The organism is Campylobacter sp. CNRCH_2015_1657, from assembly GCF_025772685.1.
Classification (GTDB): Bacteria; Campylobacterota; Campylobacteria; order Campylobacterales; family Campylobacteraceae; genus Campylobacter_D; species Campylobacter_D lari_D.
In genome coordinates, this window is record NZ_JAKMSO010000001.1 from 159,529 (window position 1) to 180,115 (window position 20,587).

The 20,587-nt window shown below is 30.2% G+C and carries 15 protein-coding genes; 11 read left to right on the forward strand and 4 right to left on the reverse strand.

The window, feature by feature from the left end; translation table 11 throughout:
- Nucleotides 1-27 precede the first annotated feature (27 nt).
- Complete coding sequence (locus tag L8X27_RS00855) at nt 28-1,278, forward strand: MFS transporter (RefSeq protein WP_263680958.1); 1,251 nt, start codon at nt 28-30, stop codon at nt 1,276-1,278.
- Nucleotides 1,275-3,284 (forward strand): CocE/NonD family hydrolase, encoded by a 2,010-nt coding sequence (locus L8X27_RS00860; protein ID WP_263671405.1) that lies wholly within the window; start codon nt 1,275-1,277, stop codon nt 3,282-3,284. Before L8X27_RS00855 ends, L8X27_RS00860 begins: the two co-directional genes overlap by 4 nt.
- A gap of 30 nt (nt 3,285-3,314) precedes the next feature.
- Here the strand turns inward: L8X27_RS00860 and L8X27_RS00865 are convergent, their stop codons facing one another.
- Together L8X27_RS00865 and L8X27_RS00870 are read right to left on the reverse strand one after the other, a co-directional pair.
- Nucleotides 3,315-6,827: an acyl-[ACP]--phospholipid O-acyltransferase gene (locus L8X27_RS00865; RefSeq protein WP_263671404.1), complete on the reverse strand. Its 3,513-nt coding sequence runs from the start codon at nt 6,825-6,827 to the stop codon at nt 3,315-3,317.
- Between the two features lie 69 nt (nt 6,828-6,896).
- Nucleotides 6,897-7,505, reverse strand: coding sequence for an NAD(P)H-dependent oxidoreductase (locus tag L8X27_RS00870; protein WP_263664430.1), 609 nt, complete (start codon nt 7,503-7,505; stop codon nt 6,897-6,899).
- A 133-nt stretch (nt 7,506-7,638) separates the two neighbouring features.
- On the opposite strand from L8X27_RS00870, the gene L8X27_RS00875 reads away from it, so the two are divergent.
- The 4 genes from L8X27_RS00875 to gltS all read left to right on the forward strand — a co-directional run bounded on the left by L8X27_RS00875 (nt 7,639) and on the right by gltS (nt 13,365).
- Nucleotides 7,639-8,772, forward strand: coding sequence for an efflux RND transporter periplasmic adaptor subunit (locus tag L8X27_RS00875; RefSeq protein ID WP_263671403.1), 1,134 nt, complete (start codon nt 7,639-7,641; stop codon nt 8,770-8,772).
- The gene (locus tag L8X27_RS00880) at nt 8,769-10,700 is read left to right on the forward strand and encodes an ABC transporter permease (protein WP_263671402.1); all 1,932 of its coding nucleotides are present in this window, start codon (nt 8,769-8,771) and stop codon (nt 10,698-10,700) included. Before L8X27_RS00875 ends, L8X27_RS00880 begins: the two co-directional genes overlap by 4 nt.
- Before the next feature lies 1 nt (nt 10,701).
- Complete coding sequence (locus L8X27_RS00885) at nt 10,702-12,042, forward strand: TolC family protein (RefSeq protein ID WP_263671401.1); 1,341 nt, start codon at nt 10,702-10,704, stop codon at nt 12,040-12,042.
- A 114-nt stretch (nt 12,043-12,156) separates the two neighbouring features.
- The gene (gene gltS / locus L8X27_RS00890) at nt 12,157-13,365 is read left to right on the forward strand and encodes a sodium/glutamate symporter (RefSeq protein WP_133318821.1); all 1,209 of its coding nucleotides are present in this window, start codon (nt 12,157-12,159) and stop codon (nt 13,363-13,365) included.
- 28 nt (nt 13,366-13,393) lie between these two features.
- Here the strand turns inward: gltS and nth are convergent, their stop codons facing one another.
- Nucleotides 13,394-14,017, reverse strand: coding sequence for an endonuclease III (gene nth / locus L8X27_RS00895; RefSeq protein ID WP_133318822.1), 624 nt, complete (start codon nt 14,015-14,017; stop codon nt 13,394-13,396).
- Nucleotides 14,018-14,095: 78 nt separating this feature from the next.
- Here nth and L8X27_RS00900 point away from each other — a divergent pair, with 78 nt between their 5' ends.
- The 5 genes from L8X27_RS00900 (at nt 14,096) to L8X27_RS00920 (ending at nt 19,190) form a co-directional block, all read left to right on the forward strand.
- The gene (locus L8X27_RS00900; protein WP_133318823.1) at nt 14,096-14,911 is read left to right on the forward strand and encodes a peptidylprolyl isomerase; all 816 of its coding nucleotides are present in this window, start codon (nt 14,096-14,098) and stop codon (nt 14,909-14,911) included.
- On the forward strand, nt 14,911-15,975 hold the full coding sequence (gene fbaA, locus L8X27_RS00905) for a class II fructose-bisphosphate aldolase (protein ID WP_133318824.1): 1,065 nt from the start codon (nt 14,911-14,913) through the stop codon (nt 15,973-15,975). The genes L8X27_RS00900 and fbaA overlap by 1 nt, the downstream gene beginning before the upstream one ends.
- Nucleotides 15,976-16,050: 75 nt before the next feature.
- Nucleotides 16,051-17,382 (forward strand): MotA/TolQ/ExbB proton channel family protein, encoded by a 1,332-nt coding sequence (locus L8X27_RS00910; protein WP_039626332.1) that lies wholly within the window; start codon nt 16,051-16,053, stop codon nt 17,380-17,382.
- Nucleotides 17,369-18,319, forward strand: coding sequence for an OmpA family protein (locus tag L8X27_RS00915; protein WP_263671400.1), 951 nt, complete (start codon nt 17,369-17,371; stop codon nt 18,317-18,319). The genes L8X27_RS00910 and L8X27_RS00915 overlap by 14 nt, the downstream gene beginning before the upstream one ends.
- Nucleotides 18,306-19,190: a 1-aminocyclopropane-1-carboxylate deaminase/D-cysteine desulfhydrase gene (locus L8X27_RS00920; protein ID WP_263671399.1), complete on the forward strand. Its 885-nt coding sequence runs from the start codon at nt 18,306-18,308 to the stop codon at nt 19,188-19,190. Before L8X27_RS00915 ends, L8X27_RS00920 begins: the two co-directional genes overlap by 14 nt.
- Here L8X27_RS00920 and L8X27_RS00925 read toward each other — a convergent pair.
- Entirely contained in the window at nt 19,161-20,525 is a 1,365-nt protein-coding gene (locus L8X27_RS00925) for a sodium-dependent transporter (protein ID WP_039618443.1), read from the reverse strand. The genes L8X27_RS00920 and L8X27_RS00925 overlap by 30 nt on opposite strands.
- Between the last annotated feature and the right edge of the window lie 62 nt (nt 20,526-20,587).

Genomic DNA, 20,587 nt, shown 5'->3' on the forward strand with positions numbered 1-20,587 from the left:
ATATATAGTATGCAAAAGGAGTTTTTGATGGGACAAAATACAGGACAAAGTTTAAAAAATAATTTTTTAACATTATTGTTATTATCCTTTTGCGGATCTATTATTTATGGTTTACCTTATTTTAGAAAGTATTATTATGATGATTATATGAGTCTTTATCATTTAAATAATTTTGAAATGGGGCTTTTGGGTAGTGCTTATGGATTGCTTGGTTTGTTTTCTTATGCTTTAGGAGGTTATTTAGCAGATCGTTTTGCACCAAAAAAATTATTGATTTTTTCTTTAATTGCTACAGGACTTGGTGGTTTATTGCATTTATATTTTACTTCTTTAAATGCACTTTTGATTATTTATGGAATTTGGGGGATTACTTCATTATTAACTTTTTGGCCTTCTTTGATGAAAATAGTAAGGAGTTTAGCAAATTCTAAAGAACAAGCAAGGGCTTATGGAATTTTTGAAGGCGGTAGAGGAGTTGTTGGTGCTGCACATTTGGCTATAGCTACGAGTATTTTTGGATATTTTCAAACAAAAGCCTTGGCCGCACAAGGTATAGAAATGGTTATTGTGTTTTATTCTATAGCTCCTATTGTAAGTGCTATTTTATTGTTTTTTCTTTTGAAAGATGATATTAATGAGCAAAGTGAGAAGATTAAAATCAAAGACTTGGTTTTTCTTTTGAAAAATTCTGCTCTTTGGCTTGTGGTTGCTATTACTTTTTGTACATATTTTTTTAACATGAGTTTTTATTATTTTACTCCTTATGCAAGCAATGTTATAGGAACTTCTGCTGTTTTTGCAGCTATTTTAACGGTATTGGCTCAATATATTCGTCCGGTTTCTTCTGTAGTGGGTGGATTTATAGCAGATGGATATGGAAAAGCTAAAATAATGATGATAGGCTTTATTTTAATGGGAATTGGTGTTATTTTTTTAATGCTTAGTTCAAAATTAAATGGATTTTTACAAATGAGTGTTTTAACTTCTGCTTGTGTTATAATTTATATAGCTATGTATTCTAATTTTGGAATTTATTATTCTTTACTTAGTGAGGGAAAAATTCCTATACATTTAGCGGGTATGGCTATAGGTGTTGTATCTACTTTTGGGTATTTGCCTGAAGTTTTTGCACCATTACTTGCTGGAGATTTATTAGATAGATACCCAGGTGTAAAAGGTTTTCATATATATTTTACCATCATGATAGTTATGGCTATTTTGGGTGTAATGTTTTGTTTGATTTGGATTAAAAAATACAATAAAAAGGAGATGAAATGAAGGAAATTGTTTTTAACTTTAAAAACAAGGTTAGAGTAATAGAAAATGAATGGATAGTTTTAAAAGATGGCACTAAGCTTTCATCACGAATTTGGCTTCCTCAAGTAAAAGAAAAAGTTCCTGCTATATTAGAATACATTCCTTATAGAAAAAATGATGGAACAAGGGGCAGAGATGAGCCTATGCACGGATATTTTAGTGGTAATGGCTATGCGGTTGTTAGGGTTGATATTAGAGGAAGTGGGGAATCTGATGGTTTATTAGAAGATGAATATTTAAAACAAGAACAAGATGATGCCTTAGAAGTCATTGAGTGGATTGCAAAGCAAGAATGGTGTGATGGGAATATTGGTATGATGGGTAAATCTTGGGGTGGCTTTAATTCTTTACAAGTTGCAGCAAGAAGACCTAAAAATTTAAAAGCAATTATAGTAGTAGGTTTTACTGATGATAGGTTTAATGAGGATATTCATTATAAAGGCGGATGTTTGCTTAATGATAATTTTTGGTGGGGTAATATCATGCTTGCATATCAATCACGCTTTGTTGATCCAAAAATTGATCCAAATGGTAGAAAAAAATGGTTCAATAGGCTTGAGAACATGCCTTTATGGCCCACATTATGGCTTGGGCATACTTTAAAAGATGATTATTGGAAGCATGGGTCTGTTGGGGAAAATTATGATGATATACAAGTTCCTGTTTTTGCATTAGATGGATGGGCTGATTCTTACACTAATCCTGTTTTTACTCTAATGAATGGTTTGAAAGTTCCAAAAAAAGCTATCGTTGGTCCTTGGGCTCATGTTTATCCTCATGATGGCTTACCTTTGCCTGCAATGGGTTTTTTACAAGAAGCACTTAAATGGTGGGATAAATGGCTTAAAAATGAAGAAAACGATGTGCTTGAAGCTCCTATGATACAAGCATATATTGAAAATAGCTCTAAGCCAAATTCAAAAACAGAGAAAGTAGAAGGTCGTTTTGTTGCTTTAAATGATTTTAAAAATGATATTAGCTATAAAAAATACTATTTAAATCCGCATAAATTAACATGTAAAAAATCAAGTGAATTTATCAAAATTAACACTCCATTAAATCATGGGCTTTTATCAGGAGAGTGGATGGGAGCTGGTGTTTTAGGAGAAAGTCCTAGCGATCAAAGGTTGGATGATGGGATGGCAGTTGTTTTTGAAAGTGATTTTTTAGAACAAGATTTGGATGTCTTGGGCTTTCCTATGTTAAATGTAAAAATTGCAAGCGATCAAGAAAAAGCTATGCTTTTTGCTCAACTTAGTGAAGTTAGAGCTGATGGTTTTGTAAAAAGAGTAAGTTATGGAGTAATCAATCTTGCATTAAGTGATAATAAAGAGCAATTTATACCTTTAAAAAAAGATGAATTTATCCAAAAGCAAATCAAACTTGATGCTTGTGGATATAGATTTGCTAAGGGTTCTAAGATAAGATTATCATTAGCAAATTCTTTTTGGCCTATGTTTTGGCCTATGCCAAAAATTTCAACCTTGACTTTAGATTTAAATGAGTGTGAATTTAATTTACCATGTTTTAATGGTCAAGATAGCAATAAAATCAATATGCAAGCACAAAGTGCTCCTTTAACTCCAATAACACTTTTAGAAGAAGGTAGGGTAGATAGAAGTATTTCTTATGATATTTTAAACGATACTTGGACTTGTATTACAGATGGTGTTGGTGGGGTTTTTGGAGAAGGTGTTTATAGATTTGATGAGGTTGATGTTTTAGTAAAGCATAATTTAAAAAGAGAATTAAAACTTCAAAATGAAAACCCATTAAGTGCAGAATATACCATTACCCAAACAATGCAAATAGGACGCGAGGGTTGTATGATGGAGGCGGATATAATCTTAACACAAACTAGCGATTTGGAGTATTTTTATATTAAGGGAAAATTAGTAGTTAAGGAAAATAATAAGCTTGTTTTTGATAAAAAATATGATTGTAAAACTAAAAGAAATAGTTTATAAAATTTCCCAAAGTAAAATTTACTTTGGGAATTAATTTTCTTGCAAGATTTTAGCTAAATCTTTAGCGCCTTTTAAATCCACTTTGCCAGAACCTAAAAGCGGAATTTGTTCTACTTTAAAATATTTACTTGGTTTAAAAATAGCAGGCATAGTAGAGTTTTTAATCGCTTCGCAAATTCCTTCAAAATCTTGCTCTTGGCATTCTACTAATAAGCATACCATTTCACCTTTTTTATCATCATCTAGTGCAACTGCGCAAAATTTTACTATATCTGTATTGATAAATTTAGCAATTTCTTCTTCTAAAGCTCCTAAAGATATCATCTCGCCACCAATTTTTGCAAAACGAGAATAACGATCTACTATATATAAAAAGCCATCCTCATCTACATGGCCTTTATCGCCGGTATTATACCAGCGTATGCCATCGATTTCTTTGATAACTTCATCGGTTTTTTCTTTATTGTTTAAATAACCCACCATAACCTGATGGCCACCAATGAGTATTAATCCATCTTCTCCATGATTTAAACTTTCATAAGTAGATGGATCTACTATGCGTATAGCACTTCCTGGTAAAGGCATACCTACACTACCTTCTTTATTTGCACGGTGTAAAATCCAATAGTCAGGATCAAATTTATTCGGTAAATTCACACTTGCAACCGGAGTGGTTTCAGTGGCTCCATAACCTTCAAAAATAGGTTTTTTAAATTTCATTTCAAAGGCAGTTCTTACTTCGCTTTTGAGTTTTTCAGCACCTGATACGATAATCCTTAAGCTTTCAAACATAATCGCATCAAGTTTTTTATTTCTTGCATAAATACCTAAAAAAGTTGAAGTAGCACACATAATGCTAACATTGTTTTTTACTATAGCTTTTGCTACACCTAGTGCATCTGTTGGATCAGCATGTGTTATGCTTTTAATCCCTTCTAATAAAGGCATAAAAGTAGTTACAGTTAATCCAAAAGCATGAAAAGGTGGCAAAGAAGATAAGACAACATCTTCATTTTTTGCACATAATACATCTGAAATTTGAGCTATATTGCTTAAAATATTGCGATTATTTAGCATTACTCCTTTAGGTGTTCCCTCGCTACCACTACTAAATAATATAGCAGCTATGGCAAGGTTTTGTTTATTAGATGCAAATAATGCTTTTATTAAACAAGTAGGTAAGATACTTACTAAAGCAAGCATAGAAAAGATTTTGAGTTTTTGTCTTTTAAAGTTTGCGATAATATCTTCCATAAAAATAATTCTAACATGCTCTTCAAATTCTAGTTTTATACCTTTATTTTCTAATTTTTCCATAAATTTTCTAGAAGTATAAATTTGTTGAATTTGAGAGCTTTGAATGGCTTGATTTATTGCTTTTACACCTGCTGTGAAATTTAAATTTACCACGATTTTATTTGCAAGTAATACAGCTAGATTACAAAGAGAACTAGCCATGGAAGCAGGGAGTAAAATTCCTATACATTCTTCTTTTGGAGCATAGCTTCCTTGGGTAGGTTGTATATTTAACTCATGTGATCTATTTTTTATAAAAGAGCTAAAAACTAGACTTAAAGCAAGCATTTTTCTATAAGTAATACCACCTATTAAAGGATCAACAATAGCTATTTGACTTAAATTTCTTTTAGCACTATCTATCCAAGCTCTAGCTATAGTATGCATACTTTCACATTGAGATTTCCAAGCAATAAATGAAAGTTCAAAAACTTTTGCTTTAACCACTTCTTTTTTAGTGTGTATTGGCAAGCTTTTTCCAAAAGCAATAGCGATTTTTCTTTTGCTTATTTTGCGGTTTCTTGCTGAAAATTCTTCATCGCTTCTTGAAAAAGCACTTCCCCAAAGTCCTCTAATATAAAAAGGTAAAATCACTCCATCTTGTTCTTCTAATTTTGAGCAAACTAACTCAAATCCACCTTTAAATTCATTAAGCTGTCCATGGCGTGAAAGCACTCCTTCTGGGAAAAGGCAAACTAAATTTCCATTTTTAATATGCATAGCAATAAGCTCTAAGCTTGATTTGCTAGAAGCACTTGAAACAGGAATAACTCCAAATTTATCAAGAAAAATTCTAATATACCACTTAGAATAAATGCTTTTTTCCATAACAAAATAAATTTTTCTTGGTATAGCCATTTGCACAATAGCCCAATCTATAAAAGATATATGATTGCCAAGTAATAACGCTCCGCCTTTTTCAGGAATATTCTCAAAACCTTCTACCAATAAACGGTAGCGTTGAAAAAACGCTATACTCATTAATAAACGCACTAAAGAAAAAGGCAATTTACTTAGCACATAAATGCTTCCAAAAAATGCCACAGCGATGATAAAATAAAACAAATTTATCACTTCAATTTTAGCATAAGCAGCAAAAGTAGCTAGTGCTAAAAAGCCTAACATAAAAATATTTTGTATGAAATTATTTCCTGCTAAGACTTTTCCTAGTTCATTTTCTTTTGCATGAAATTGTATGAGAGAATTTAAAGGTATGATAAAAAATGCTCCGCTTAAACCAAAAATAAAAAACACTACACTATAACTTGGTAAGTTTTCTAAAAATGGCATTAAAATGCTCATTAGAAAAATCCCTAAAGCACCTAGTGGTATAAGACCTAATTCGATGTAATTTTTAGAAAACTTGCCACTAATAAGCGATCCTATAATCACTCCTATACCAGAAAAAGCTAAAGAGCATTGTACATAAAAGGTATTTTCTATAAAAAGATCATTTTTTGCATATACAGGAAAACTCACTAAATAAAGTTGTGATATGGCCCAAAAAAGTGAAATTCCTATAATGCAAAGCCAAATAATTTTATGAGAAAATATTGTTTTTAAATTAGAGGTTAAAAGCTTTCCTTGTAAATATTGTTTTTTGTCAAAACTTAAATTTTTATCTTCTTCTTTTAAGCTAGGAAGTTTATAAGCTAAAAAAAGTTCTAATAAAGCAAAAGCTATTAATACAAAACCCAAAGGTGCAATTTGTGTTAAAATATTCGAAGGAGTGTTAAAATTTGACTCAAAAAGCATTTCAAAGCTTAGAGAAAATACTGCCATACCGGCTAAAATAGCCACAATACTTACTGCATTGACAGCTCCATTTCCCATAGCTAAAAGCTCTTTTCCTACTAATTCTTTTATAAAGCCATATTTTGCAGGAGAGTATAAGGCAGATTGCACTCCCATGATAAAAGTCATTGTAAATGCAAGCCAAAATGCTCCAAGATAATAACACAAACAAATAATACAAGTTAATATTACTGAAAATAATGCAGATATTTTCATGATTTTATTTTTAGGAAATTTATCCGCTAAAAATCCAGATGGTGAAAGCATAAGAATAAAAGGCAAAAGCATTAAAGCATTGACAATAGCAGTTAGAAAAAGTTGGGTGCTATCTTCATAAAATTTATAAATGGTATTTTGTATGATGATTTTGTGTCCTAAATCCACAAAAGCATTAATAAAAGCTACTGCTAAAAATGGCAATACGCCAAAAATCTTTAAAAAATTTCCTTGCATTTAAAACTCCATTTTATTTTAAAAATATTATTTTATTATATAAAATTTAAATGGAGTTTTGATATTTGATTAATCTTTAAATTCTACCACTTCATTAAATGCAAAACGAGCTTTTTCTGTACCAGAATTTTTTTGGGCATGTCCTAGAGCAATGAGCATAGATACTCTTTGTTTAGCGGTGTCTAAATTTAAATATTGATTGATTTTATCTTTATCAAAGCCACCGATAATACACGAACCTAAATTTAAACTATAAGCAGCATTGATAATATTTGCAATAGCAAGATGACTTTGTTCTTTTGCATAAATAAAACTTTGTTCTAAATCCATTGCGTCTAAAAATGGCTTATAGGTTTGCAAGCGTTTATTTAACTCTTCTTGGCTTAAACCACGCTTTTTTAGTTTTTCTTCAAAATAATCTTTAAAATCAGCTCTTGAGATCACAACAATAATAGCAGCACAATTTGCTACATGATTTTGATTGTTAGCTATTTTGGCAATTTCTTTTTTATGTTCATCTTTTTGAAAAACTAAGAATTTCCAAGGTTCAAGCCCTAAAGAACTAGGAGATAATCTAGCACATTCTAAGATATATTCTAAGTTCTCTCTAGAAATTTTTTCTTGAGTATATGCTCTAATAGAAGAGCGATTTTGCATTAAATTTAAATAATCTTGCATATAATTTCCTTATTTTTAGTTTAATTTATCTTATATCTTATAAGCTTTAAAATTGTTAAAATTATATTTTATTGCTACAATTTTATTTTTACTTCATACAAATATTTTATTATACGGTTTTTAAAGGATTAAAATGAAAAAAATAATTTATTTAAGCATATTTTTGATTATACTCATTATAGGGGTGTATTTTTACTTTTTTGCGAATAAGGAAGAATATAATTATCTAACTTATGAGGTTAAAAAACAAGACATTACTCAAAGCATAGAAGCAATAGGTGAAGTTTATGCAAAAACCCAAGTTGATGTTGGTGCACAAGTTAGTGGGCAAATTACTAAACTATATGTAAAATTGGGCGATCGTGTTAATGAGGGTGATTTAATCGCACAAATTGATAAAGATAAACAACAAAATGATTTAGATATTACCAAAGCTAGACTTGAAAGTGCAAAGGCAAATTTAGAAAGTAAAAAAATTGCTCTTGATATAGCTACTAAACAATACCAAAGAGAGCAAAAGCTTTATGCTAAAAAGGCTACTTCTTTAGAAAATCTTGAAAATCTTAAAAATACTTTTTATGCCTTAAGAGCAAATGTGGCTGATTTAAAAGCTCAAACTACTCAACTTGAAATTTCTTTAAAAAATGCTCAAAAAGATTTAGCTTATACCACTATAACTGCACCTAGTAAGGGCGAGATTATCAATGTAGCAGTTGAAGAGGGGCAAACTGTAAATGCAAACCAAAATACACCAAGTATAGTGCGCTTGGCTGATTTAAGTGAAATGGAAATTCGTATGCAAATAGCTGAAGCTGATATTAATAAAATTAGTGTTGGAAAAAAGGTAAAATTTAGCATTTTAAATGAGCCTGATAAAAAATATGAAGCAACTATTTCAAGTATAGATCCAGCAAATACTACCATAAGTGATGCAACAAGCAATACAAATTTAAACTCAAACTCAAGTACTAGTGCTAGTGCTGTGTATTATTATGCAAGGGTTTTTGTAAAAAATGATAATAATTTTTTACGCATAGGTATGAGTACAGAAAATGAAATTGCTATTAAAACAGAAAATAATACTTTAGTTATACCAACTTTAGCTATAAAAAGCGATACAAGTGGTTATTATGTAGAAATTTTAAAAGCCAATAATATAAGTGTAAAAACACCTGTTAAATTAGGTATCAAAGATAGTTTAAATACTCAAATTTTAGATGGTATTAATGAGGGTGATTTAGTTATCATAGGTAAAAATAAAAAATGATACGCTTAGAAAATATACAAAAAAAGATTAATAATACAGCTATTTTAGAAAATATTAATCTTTATATTCAAAAGGGAGAATTTGTAGCCATTATAGGACAATCAGGAAGTGGTAAAACCTCTCTTTTAAATATTATAGGTACACTTGATGAGCCAAGTAGTGGAAAATATTTTTTAGATGCATATGAAGTAACTAATTTAAGCAAAGATGAAAAAGCAAGAATTAGACGCGAAAAAATTGGTTTTATTTTCCAAAGATATAATTTGCTTAGTCTTTTAAATGCTAAAGATAATGTAGCCTTACCTGCTGTTTATGCAGGAAAAAATAAACAAGAAAGATCGCAAAAGGCTAAAGAATTACTTTCTTTTTTAGAGCTTGATCATAAAGAATTATCAAAGCCAAATGAACTAAGTGGTGGGCAACAGCAAAGAGTTTCTATAGCAAGAGCTTTGATAAATGGTGGCGAGCTTATTTTAGCAGATGAGCCAACGGGTGCGCTTGATTCTAAAAGCGGTAAGATAGTTTTAGAAATTTTAAATAAACTAAATGAGCAAGGACACACCGTAGTTTTAGTCACTCATGATAGAGAAATAGCTGCTAGAGCAAAAAGAGTTATAGAAATTAAAGATGGTAAGATTATAAGTGATAATGGTGCAAAAAAAACAGATGAAATAAAAACTAAGTTAATGCCAAAAGAGAAAAAAAGCTTTAATTTGCTTAAAAATCAGCTTTTTGAAAGTTTAAAAATGTCTATAACTTCCATTGTAGCACACAAACTACGCTCTTTGCTTACTATGCTTGGTATTATCATAGGCATAGCTTCAGTAGTTTGCGTGGTTGCTTTAGGGCTTGGAGCCCAACAAAACATACTTGCTTCTATTAGCTCTATTGGGACTAATACCATAGAAGTTGTTTCAGGGCGTGGCTTGGGAGATATTCGATCAGGTAGAACAAGGCTTAATTTAAGTGATTTAAAAACCTTAAGCTCTTTGCCTTATTTAGAAGCAGTAGAAGCAGATGTGGGTAAAATAGGGGTGGTAACTTATAAGAATAATTCTTTACAAGCTAGAATTTATGGAGTAGGACCAAATCATCTAAGACTTAGGGGTTTTGTGATGGTAGATGGTAGGTTTATTAATAATGAAGATATAAAAGATAATACTAATATTTGCATTATAGATGAAAATGCTTTGAGAATTTTATTTGATAATATCAGCGTTAAAGATGTTTTAGGTAAAAGCGTGATTTTTAACAAGCAACCTTTAACTATAGTTGGTGTTTTAAAAAAAGAAAGAGATAATAAAGGCTTTAGAGCTGATGAAAATACCATTAAAATTTATACTCCTTATTCTACTTTGATGAATAAAATCACAGGAGATAAACAAATAAGAGCCATAGTAACTAAGGTAAAAGATGAGGTAAATCCTGCTTTGGCTGAGGAGGCTATGGTAAAAATTTTAGAGATTAAACGCGGAAAAAAAGATTTTTTTACTATAAATTCTGACGCGATTAAAAATGCCATTGAGGAAAATACTGCTACTTTGACTTTACTTATTTCTTCTATTGCAGTGGTATCTTTGATAGTAGGTGGTATTGGTGTGATGAATATCATGCTTGTTTCAGTAAGTGAGCGCACAAGAGAAATTGGAGTTAGAATGGCTATTGGAGCTAGAAAAGAAGATATTTTAATGCAGTTTTTAATCGAAGCTGTGTTGATTTGTTCTTTAGGGGCTATTTTTGGAGTAATGCTTTCTTTTATCATCATTGAAGTATTTAATTCTTTAAATTTTGGTTTTACGATGATACTTTCATTAAATTCGGTATTTTTAGGGCTTTTAAGTTCGGTTTTAATCGGAGTGGTTTTTGGATTTTTCCCAGCAAAAAATGCAGCAAATTTAAATCCTATTAGTGCTTTATCAAAGGAATGAGATGAGAATATTTTTATTATTTTTTATAGCCTTTTTTTTAAATGCCTGCGTAGGAGTAAAATTAGAACAAGTATCTCAAGAACAAATAAAAAAAGAATATTTTGAAGATTTTAACGCAAGCAAGGCTTGGTGGGAAAAATATAACAATCAAGACTTAAATAATATCTTAAAAGCTATTATTGATAATAATAAAGACTTAAATATAGCAAGGGTTAATTTTTTAAGTACTTTAGCTAGATATAAGCTTTTAAATTTAGATCTTTATCCTACTTTGAGTGGAAATTTTGGTGCAAATATAAGAAAAAATTTAAACAATGGCACAAAAACGCATAGTTTTTCAAATGGCATTATGTTAAATTATGAGCTTGATATATATGGCAAAATTTCAGATCAAGTTGCTAGTTCTGAATTTTTAGCAAAGGCGAGTGAGTATGAATTACGCTCTTTAGAGCTTGATACGATTAATTTAGCGATAAATAGTATTTTTGAATTTATTTATTTCAATGATGTAGATCATTTATTAAACAAACATTTAAAAAATCTAGAGCAAATGCTAGAAATTTATACTACTAAACTTAATTATGGAAAAGTTGAATATATAGATCTTTTAAATATTAAAAAATCTTTATTAAACACTAAACAAAATATCATTACAAATTTGCAAAATAAAGACTTAACTCTTAAAAATATAAAAGACTTACTGGGTAAAGATGATGAGCATTTGATTAATAAAATGCTAAATTATACTCTTGAAGATTTTTCTTTGCAAAAAATTAATTTTGATATAGAATTAAAAATGCTTGCTTATAGACCACAAGTTCAAGCAAAACTAAATCAACTTATGGCTTCTTACAAGGATTATACAAGTGTGCAAAAAAGTATTTTACCTAGGATAAAAATATTGGGAAATTTAGATGGGAATGATAAGAATATTGATGAGAGTTTTAAATTTTTAATTTTAGGAGGCAATGTCGCCATTGACTTACCATTTTTGGACTTTTATAGAGTAAAACAAAATGTAAAAATTTCTGAATTAACATACCAAGCTCGTTTGGTTGAATATAAAGATGTATTACAAAGAACTATCCATGAATTTAATTTTTGTTATGAAAATGACAAGTATTATAATGATTTGTTAAAATTAGTAAAAGACATTAATGTTAATCAAGAAAAAATTACACAGCTATATTTAGAAAAATATGAATTAGGTCGCAGTGAATTAAAAGATTATCTTGATGCGGACGCTTTGTTTATAAATTCACTCCAAGAGCTTAGCAGAGCAAAGCTATCTTTGCTTAAAAATATTAATTTATATCATAATATTGTTTTAATTTCAGAGTAAAAAAGACTAAAAGTGTTTCATTTTGTAATATTATAAGAAAAGAGTGTTGTTTATTTGCGTTGTTTTAAAGTCATTTAGAATACAATTGATAAATAAATCAAACAAAGGAGAATTATGAAATTTGATTTTTATGCAACGCTAGTTACTATGGTTATAGTATTGCTTTTAGGCGTATTTGTCATTAAAAGGGTAAAATTTCTTCGTGATTATAATATCCCTGAGCCAGTTGTTGGTGGTGGGATTGCTGCGATTATTCTTTTGATCTTACATAGTTTCTTCTCATTGGATATTAAATTTGATGAATCTATGAAAGATCCTTTAATGCTTGCATTTTTTTCAAGTATTGGTTTGTTAGCTGATTTTGCTTCTTTAAAAAAGGGTGGAAGAAAATTAGCAATTTTTTTAGTTGTTGTTGTTGGCTTGCTTTTTGCGCAAAATATAGTTGGCATAGGTGTGGCAAGTGCTATGGGGCAAAATCCACTAATGGGACTTATAGCAGGTTCTGTTACAATGAGTGGCGGTCATGGAACAGGTGCAGCATGGGCAGCTGAATTTATTAAAGAACCTTATTTTTACTCTAGTGCAACTACTGTTGCTATTGCTTGTGCTACTTTTGGGCTTATTTCAGGTGGTATCATAGGTGGGCCTGTCGCAAGATATTTAGTCAATAAATATAAGTTAGTAGTTCCAAAGCAAAATGATGATAAAGATGCGATTTTAAATTTCCAGTCTCCAGAAAAAGAAAGACTAATCACACCTTCTTCTTTTATAGAATCTTTGGCATTAATTGCTTTATGTTTATTAATAGGTAGTGCTTTGTCTACTTATATTAAAACAAATACAGGTTTTACTTTACCAACTTTTGTGTATTGTCTTTTTGTAGGTGTGGTTTTAAGAAATGTTTTATCAGCTACAAAAATTCATCATGTATTTGATAGAGAAGTATCAGTTTTAGGTAATGTAAGCTTGTCTTTATTTTTAGCTTTAGCTCTAATGACTATTAATCTTTGGGATTTAGTAACTCTTGCACTACCGATGTTGGTAATTTTAGCTGTTCAGGTTGCTATGATGGCTGCTTATGCTATATTTATCACTTTTAGGGTATGTGGAAAAGATTATGACGCAGCAGTTTTAGCAGCAGGACATTGTGGTTTTGGTTTGGGCGCTACTCCAACAGCTATGGTAAATATGCAAACTGTAACAAATCACTATGGTATGAGCCATATGGCATTTATTATTGTACCTTTAGTGGGTGCGTTTTTCATAGATATAGTAAATGCTTTAGTGATCAATGCTTTCTTGTATCTACCATTCTTTCATTAAAATCATCTAGCACTAAATTGGTGCTAGATTAAATTTTCTTATCTTTACTTTTGCATAAATGATTTAAAAAGCACTCTTTGCATAAAGGATTTTTAGCTTTACATGTATAACGCCCAAAAAGCACCATAGCTTGATGAAGATAGTTTAGATTATCTTTAAAAATTTTAGTTAAGTCTTTTTCGGTTTCTTCGGGAGTTTTGGCTTTGCTAAGATTAAGTCTATGCGAAACTCTAAATACATGGGTATCTACAGCCATGCAATTAGCCCCGCACCATTCTATCATCACTACATGTGCAGTTTTTTGTCCTACGCCTGCTAGAGTTTTCAAATCTTGCTCGTCCATTGGAATTTCACCATTAAATTGCTCGCAAACTGCTTGAGCCATTTTGATTAAATTTTGTGCTTTATTATTATAAAATGAGCAAGAATTAATCAAAAGTTTTAAAGAAGATAAATTTGCCTTAGCTAAATCTTGCACACTAGGGTAAGCTTTAAATAAAGCAGGTGTGATGAGATTAACCCTTTTATCAGTACATTGAGCTGAAAGCATAACACAAACTATAAGTTCATAAGCATTACTAAAAACTAATTCTGTTTTTGCTTGTCCAAAATGTTTTAAAAATAATTCTTTAATCTCTAAATTTCTTTTCATAAACTTATTGTATGTTAATCGGCTTTAAATAAAGTTTAGATATAATAAAATCAACAAAACTATTTCAAAGGAAAAACAATGAAAAAAATTTCTTTAGTTGCTGCGGCTTTATTAACAGGTTTGAGTTTAAATGCTGCGGTGGTTGCAACCCTTGATGGAAACAATATTAGCGATACAGAAGTAAATGAGTTTTTTGCTCCTATGTTAAGAGGTGCTAAAATCACTGACTTACCAGCTGAACAAAAAAAAGCAATCATTGATCAATATATCATCCAACAACTTGTATTAAAAGACGCTAAAGCTCAAAAAATAGAAAATGATCCTTCATATAAAGAAGAATTAGAGCGTGCTAAAGAAGCTATCATGGTAAATATCTATCAAAAGAAAATTTTTGATTCTATCAAAAATGATGATGCTAAGGCTAAAAAATACTATGAAGCAAATAAAGATAAATTTACTAAACCAGCTCAAGTAAAAGCTAAGCATATTTTGGTAACTAGTGAAAAAGAAGCTAAAGATATTATTGCCGAGCTTAGTAAGTTAAGTGGAAAAGCTTTAAATGATAAATTTGCTCAACTTGCAAAAGAAAAATCAATCGACAAAGGTTCTTCGGCTCAAGGTGGTGATCTTGGATGGTTTGCTGAATCAACTATGGTAAAACCATTTGCTGATGCAGCTTTTTCTATGAAAAAAGGCACTATTTCTAAAACACCAGTAAAAAGTGATTTTGGATATCATATTATTTTAAAAGAAGATGCTAGAGCGAAAAGTACTATGAGTTATAATGAAGTAAAAGCAGGTATTGAAAGCAATATCAAAATGGAAGAATTTAAAGAACTTATGAATAAAAAAGCTCAAGAGCTTCGTCAAAAAGCAAAAGTGGAATATAAATAATGGGTGTATTAGATCTTGTCAAACCAGGTGTTTTAAGTGGCGATGATCTAAATACCGTATATAATTATGCAAAAAAAGAAGGATTTGCTATCCCTGCGGTAAATGTCGTGGGGACAAATTCTATTAATGCGGTTTTAGAAAGTGCTAAAAAAGTTAATTCACCTGTGATTATTCAGTTTTCAAATGGTGGAGCTAAATTTGTAGCAGGAAAAGCTTGTCCAAAAGCTGATGTGCTTGGTGCTATAAGTGGTGCAAGACATGTACATTTAATGGCAAAAGCTTATGGAGTTCCAGTAATTTTACACACAGATCATGCTGCTAGAAAATTACTTCCTTGGATTGATGCTTTGATTGAAGCAAATATTGAGTTTAAAAAAGAAACAGGTAAGCCTTTGTTTAGCTCTCATATGATTGATTTAAGTGAAGAGGATTTAGAAAGTAATCTAGGCACTTGCGAAAATTATCTAAAACAAATGTCTGAGCTTGGAATTTCTTTAGAGCTTGAGCTAGGATGTACGGGTGGTGAAGAAGATGGAGTGGATAATACTAATATTGATAATGCAAAATTATACACTCAGCCTGAAGATGTAGCATTAGCTTATGAGAGACTTTCTAAAATTAGTGATAGATTTTCAATTGCAGCTAGTTTTGGTAATGTACATGGAGTATATAAACCAGGAAATGTGATTTTAAGACCTGAAATTCTTAAAAACTCTCAAAATTATGTAAAAGAAAAATTCAATCTTGGTGAAGATAAACCAATCAATTTTGTTTTCCATGGTGGCAGTGGTAGCGATATAGAGGATATCAAAGCAGCACTTAGCTATGGTGTAATTAAGATGAATATTGATACAGATACACAATGGGCTTTTTGGGATGGTGTTAGAGAGTATGAGCTTAAAAATAAAGCTTATTTGCAAGGCCAAATTGGTAATCCAGATGGAGAAGATAAGCCAAATAAAAAATACTATGATCCAAGAGTATGGCTTAGAGCGGGCGAAGAGAGTATGATCAAACGCTTAGAGTGTGCTTTTAGTGATTTAAATTGTATCGATAGAAACTAAGAGTTTTATAACTCTTAGTTGATTTTCCTGTGAAGATTTCAAATTTTTAGAGTAAAATTAACAAAGGTTTATAAAATGGAAGTTAAAACAACTGATGATTTTTCTGATCTTGTATTGCCTGAGGGAAAAGGTAGTACAGGAATTGTTGCTTATTTAAAGATTATATTTATCCCTGCTATATTGTATATTTTAGTGCTTTTAGGATATTTTGGAAAGATTGATTTTAAAGTAGAATTACATAGTGTTGTAATGATAGGGATTATCTTTTTGGTGGCTTTGATCTTTGCTAGACACAGCGCTGATTATGCTTCAAGTATTTTTGAGCAACAAAAAGATGAATTTAAACTTATATTAAAACGCTATATTATGAAGCATTTTTTAGTTATAGGTAAAGAAACAAAGTCAAACGCTAGTTTTGATGATTTTGCTTATGCTTATGTGAAAGATTTAAGAAATGAAAATTTTGCTTCTGTGGGTGCAGCTATTTTTCCTATGCTTGGTATTTTAGGAACTTTTATAAGTATAGCCATGTCTATGCCAAATTTTAATTCAAGCGACACAGCAGGTTTAGAACAAGAAATTTCAGTTTTATTAAATGGGGTAGGAACAGCCTTTTATGTATCAATTTATGGAATTTTCTTGGCGCTTTGGTGGATATTTTTTGAAAAATACGGCAGTAGTAAATTCCAAAAACTTCTTAATCGCCAAAAAAATGCAACAAGCGATTTTTTCTGGTCTAAAGAAGAAATTGATAGAAAGTATCTTCAAGAAAGTTTGCAGCATTTTGAAAAAATAGGCACGATTTTTGAGCATGTAAGTAATGAGGAATTTTTTAAAGAATTAGATAATACAATAGATAGAAAATTCAAAGTTTTTCAAGAGCTTGTAAATGCTGAGGAAAAAGCTGTAAGATTAAGCAGTGAGCATGTAAAACAAACTATGAGTGATTTATCTAAAACCCAAAGAGAACAAAAAGATATAGTTAAAACTTACAGCGAGATTGCAAATGCGGTAAATATGCTAAATTCAAACATAAAAGATTTAACTTTAAGAATTTCAGAGCAATATAACAGACTTTTAGATGTGAGTTCGGATAAAATTGTGCATTTAGATAAAAGTGTGAGTGCTTTAGATGAAAAGGTAAATAATTTTTCAAATAATATTGAAAAATATCAAAATCTTATGCTTGATAATCAAACTAAGCTTTTTGAAGGCTTTAGGGCAAGTATTATAGAGGGTATGCATACTTTTAAAGAAGCTTATGAAGATGAAAAAAATATTGACGAAAAAATTTCACTAATGCAAGAATTTAAAGAAGAAAGCAAAGAATTAGATGAGCAAACCACACAAGTTATTGCAAAGCTTGAAAATCAAAAAGAAGATGAAAAAATAGATGATAAAAAATAATTCTAACAATGAAGAAAATAATTTTTGGATAGCCTATGCAGATTTAATGGCGGGCTTGCTTTTTATATTTATTTTGCTTATTGGAGCTATAGTTGTTAAGTATGTTTTAACTCAAAGTGATTTGCAAATCATAAAAGAAAATCTACAAAAACAAGAAGAGCGCTTAAGAGAGAATAAAGAAGAGTTAAACCAAAAAGAAGATATTTTAAAAAATCTTAGTCAAAAATTAAATAATACTTCAAGCACGCTTGATGATGTTAATAAGCAAAAACAGGCTTTAGAGGCTAATATTACTAAACTCAATCAAGATTTAAATTCAAGTTTGGATGAAAAAGATCAACAAATTTTTGCTTTGCTTGAGAGATTAAACAAAAAAGATGAAGAAATCAAAGAATTAGAGCGTAATTTTGATGAGGCAAAAAGTAAGATCAAAGAACTAGGATTAATCAAAGAAAATACCATCAAAAATCTTCAAGCAAAATTTGATACTAATATTACCTTAGATTCTAATACAGGCGCGATAGTTTTACCTTCTGAAGTGCTTTTTGATACAAATTCTTTTACTCTAAAAGCTCAAGCAAAAGAGAATTTAAAGGCAATTTTAACACAGTATTTTGACAATATCTTAAAAGATGAAAATATCTTAAATAGTATAGAAAATATAGTCATAGAAGGTCACACAGATAGTGCAGGCTCTTATATATATAATCTTGATTTATCACAAAAAAGAGCTTATGCTGTGATGAGTTTTATACACTCATTTTACAAAGATCCAAGATTGCAAAAACTTTTAATGGCAAGTGGTAGATCTTATTCTGATGTGATTATGAAAGATGGTAAAGAAGATAAAGAAGCAAGTCGTAGAATAGAGATTAAGTTTAATATCAATACAAATAATGCTTTAGAAAAGGTTGAAAAATACCTTGATAGCAAGTAGAATTGATGTTTTAAAATACAAAGATTTTGAATTTTTACTCAAAAGAGATGATTTACTAGGTTATATTAATGGAAATAAGGCTAGAAAACTAGCCTTTTTTGAAAAAAGCAAACATTTATTTAAAAAAGGACAAAGATTTATTTCTTTTGGTTCTTCTCAAAGCAATGCTTTAGTTGCTTTAGCTAAGTTTTGTTACGAAAATGATTTTTTGCTCATTTTTGTTTGTGAAAAAATGAGTTCTTTTTTAAAAGAAAATCCCCATGGAAATTTAGAATTTGCATTAAAACACAATGTTGAGTTGATAGAAAATATAAATTATCCCACAAGAAGACTGCAAGCTTTAGCCTTGAAAAAAGATGATGATGTTTTTATAGAAGAGGGTGTGGCTATAAAAGAAGCTGAATTTGGATACCAACAACTGGCTTTAGAGCTTAGTGAGCAATTGAATGAAAATGTAAGTATTTTCTTACCCTCAGGCACAGGAACTTCTGCGGCTTTTTTGGCTAAACATAGCAAATTTAAAGTTTTTACATGTGCTTGTGTGGGAGATAGTGCGTATTTAAAAGAGCAAATTTTAAGCTTAGAGTCAAATTATGATTTTGATAATTTAACCATATTAAATCCACCAAAAAAATATCATTTTGCTAAGCCTTATTTAGAATTTTATGAGCTTTATCAAGATCTAAAAAAAGAATGTAGAGTAGAGTTTGATTTGCTTTATGATATGGTGGGTTTTAAAACTTTATTAGCTCATAAAGAGCAATTTGGTGGAAAAATCTTATATATCCATCAAGGAGGCCTTGAAGGAAATATAAGCATGTTAAAGCGTTATGAGTATAAATTAAAAAATACCAAAATAAAAAATCACTAAGATAATCAAAGGTATGATAAACTTAACATAGTAATACCATAGTTTAAAAATACTTCCTTTTAGGGTATTTTGATTAGAAAGCTCATAAATTGCATCTTTTTTAAGCACCCAACCTACATATATACAACAAAAAAATGCGGTTAAAACAAAGAATATGTTTCCACTAATAAAATCAAAGCTATCAAAAATATTTTTTCCTTTGATGATAGTAATATCTTTTAAAGGACCATAAGTAAGTATGCATGGTAAATTTCCCAAGACAAAAATACTTCCAAGCGTTAGATTGATAGCAGTATTTTTAGCTAGTTTAAATTTTTCTTCTAAAACACTGATAATTACTTGATAAATTGGCAAACTTGTGGTAAGTGCAGCGATGATTAAAAGCAAAAAGAAAAACACGCAAATTATACTTCCAAAAGGTATATGTGAAAATGCAACAGGTAAGGTCTTAAAAACCAAAGATGGCCCACTATCAGGGGTTAAACCTACGCTAAATAAAGCTGGAAAAATCATAAAACCAGCAAGTACTGCTATGAGGGTATTTAAAATTCCTGTATAAACAGAAGTTTTGATTAAATTCTCATTTTTTTTAAGGTGAGATGATAAGGTTATCATTACCCCAAAGCCTAAAGATAGGGCAAAAAATACTTGTCCTAAAACATCTATAAACAATTTAGGAGTGATTTTGGAAAGATCAGGAGTAAGGTAAAATTTCACGCCCTCACTTGCTCCTTCAAGTGTTAAATTGCGTGCAACAACAACCAAAAGGCAGATAAATAAAAATGGCATAAGGTATTTTACTGACTTTTCTATGCCATCAATCACACCTTTTTTTAAGATAATCCAGTTAATTATCACAAATATAGTAGTAAAAATTCCTATTAATAAAGGATTGTTTTCTATAGTAGAGCTATAAAATTCGCTTGTATATTGAGCATTAATGGGACTTGAAAGATTAAAATCGCCTATGATGATTTTAAAAATATAAGCTAAAACCCATCCACCTATTACCATATAATAAGCCATGATTCCAAAACTACCTAAAAGTCCCATATAGCCAACACCTTGCCAAGAATTAGATATTTTAACTCCATCACTTGTTTTTCCGCCAAAAGCATCAACTGAATTTAGCATTCTGCGTCTTCCTATAACATTTTCAACCAAAATCACAGGAATTCCTATAAAAATCATAGCTATACAAAAGGCTAAAACATAAGCACCGCCCCCATTTTCACCTACTAAGTATGGAAAACGCCAAGTGGCTCCAAAACCAATAGTCGCTCCTGCTACTGTAAGGATATAAGTTAGCGTATTGCTCCAAGTTTGTCTTTGCATGCTTTTTCCTTGCTAAATTTAAATAAAAAATATTTTAAGATAAAAAATAATACCATTATGCC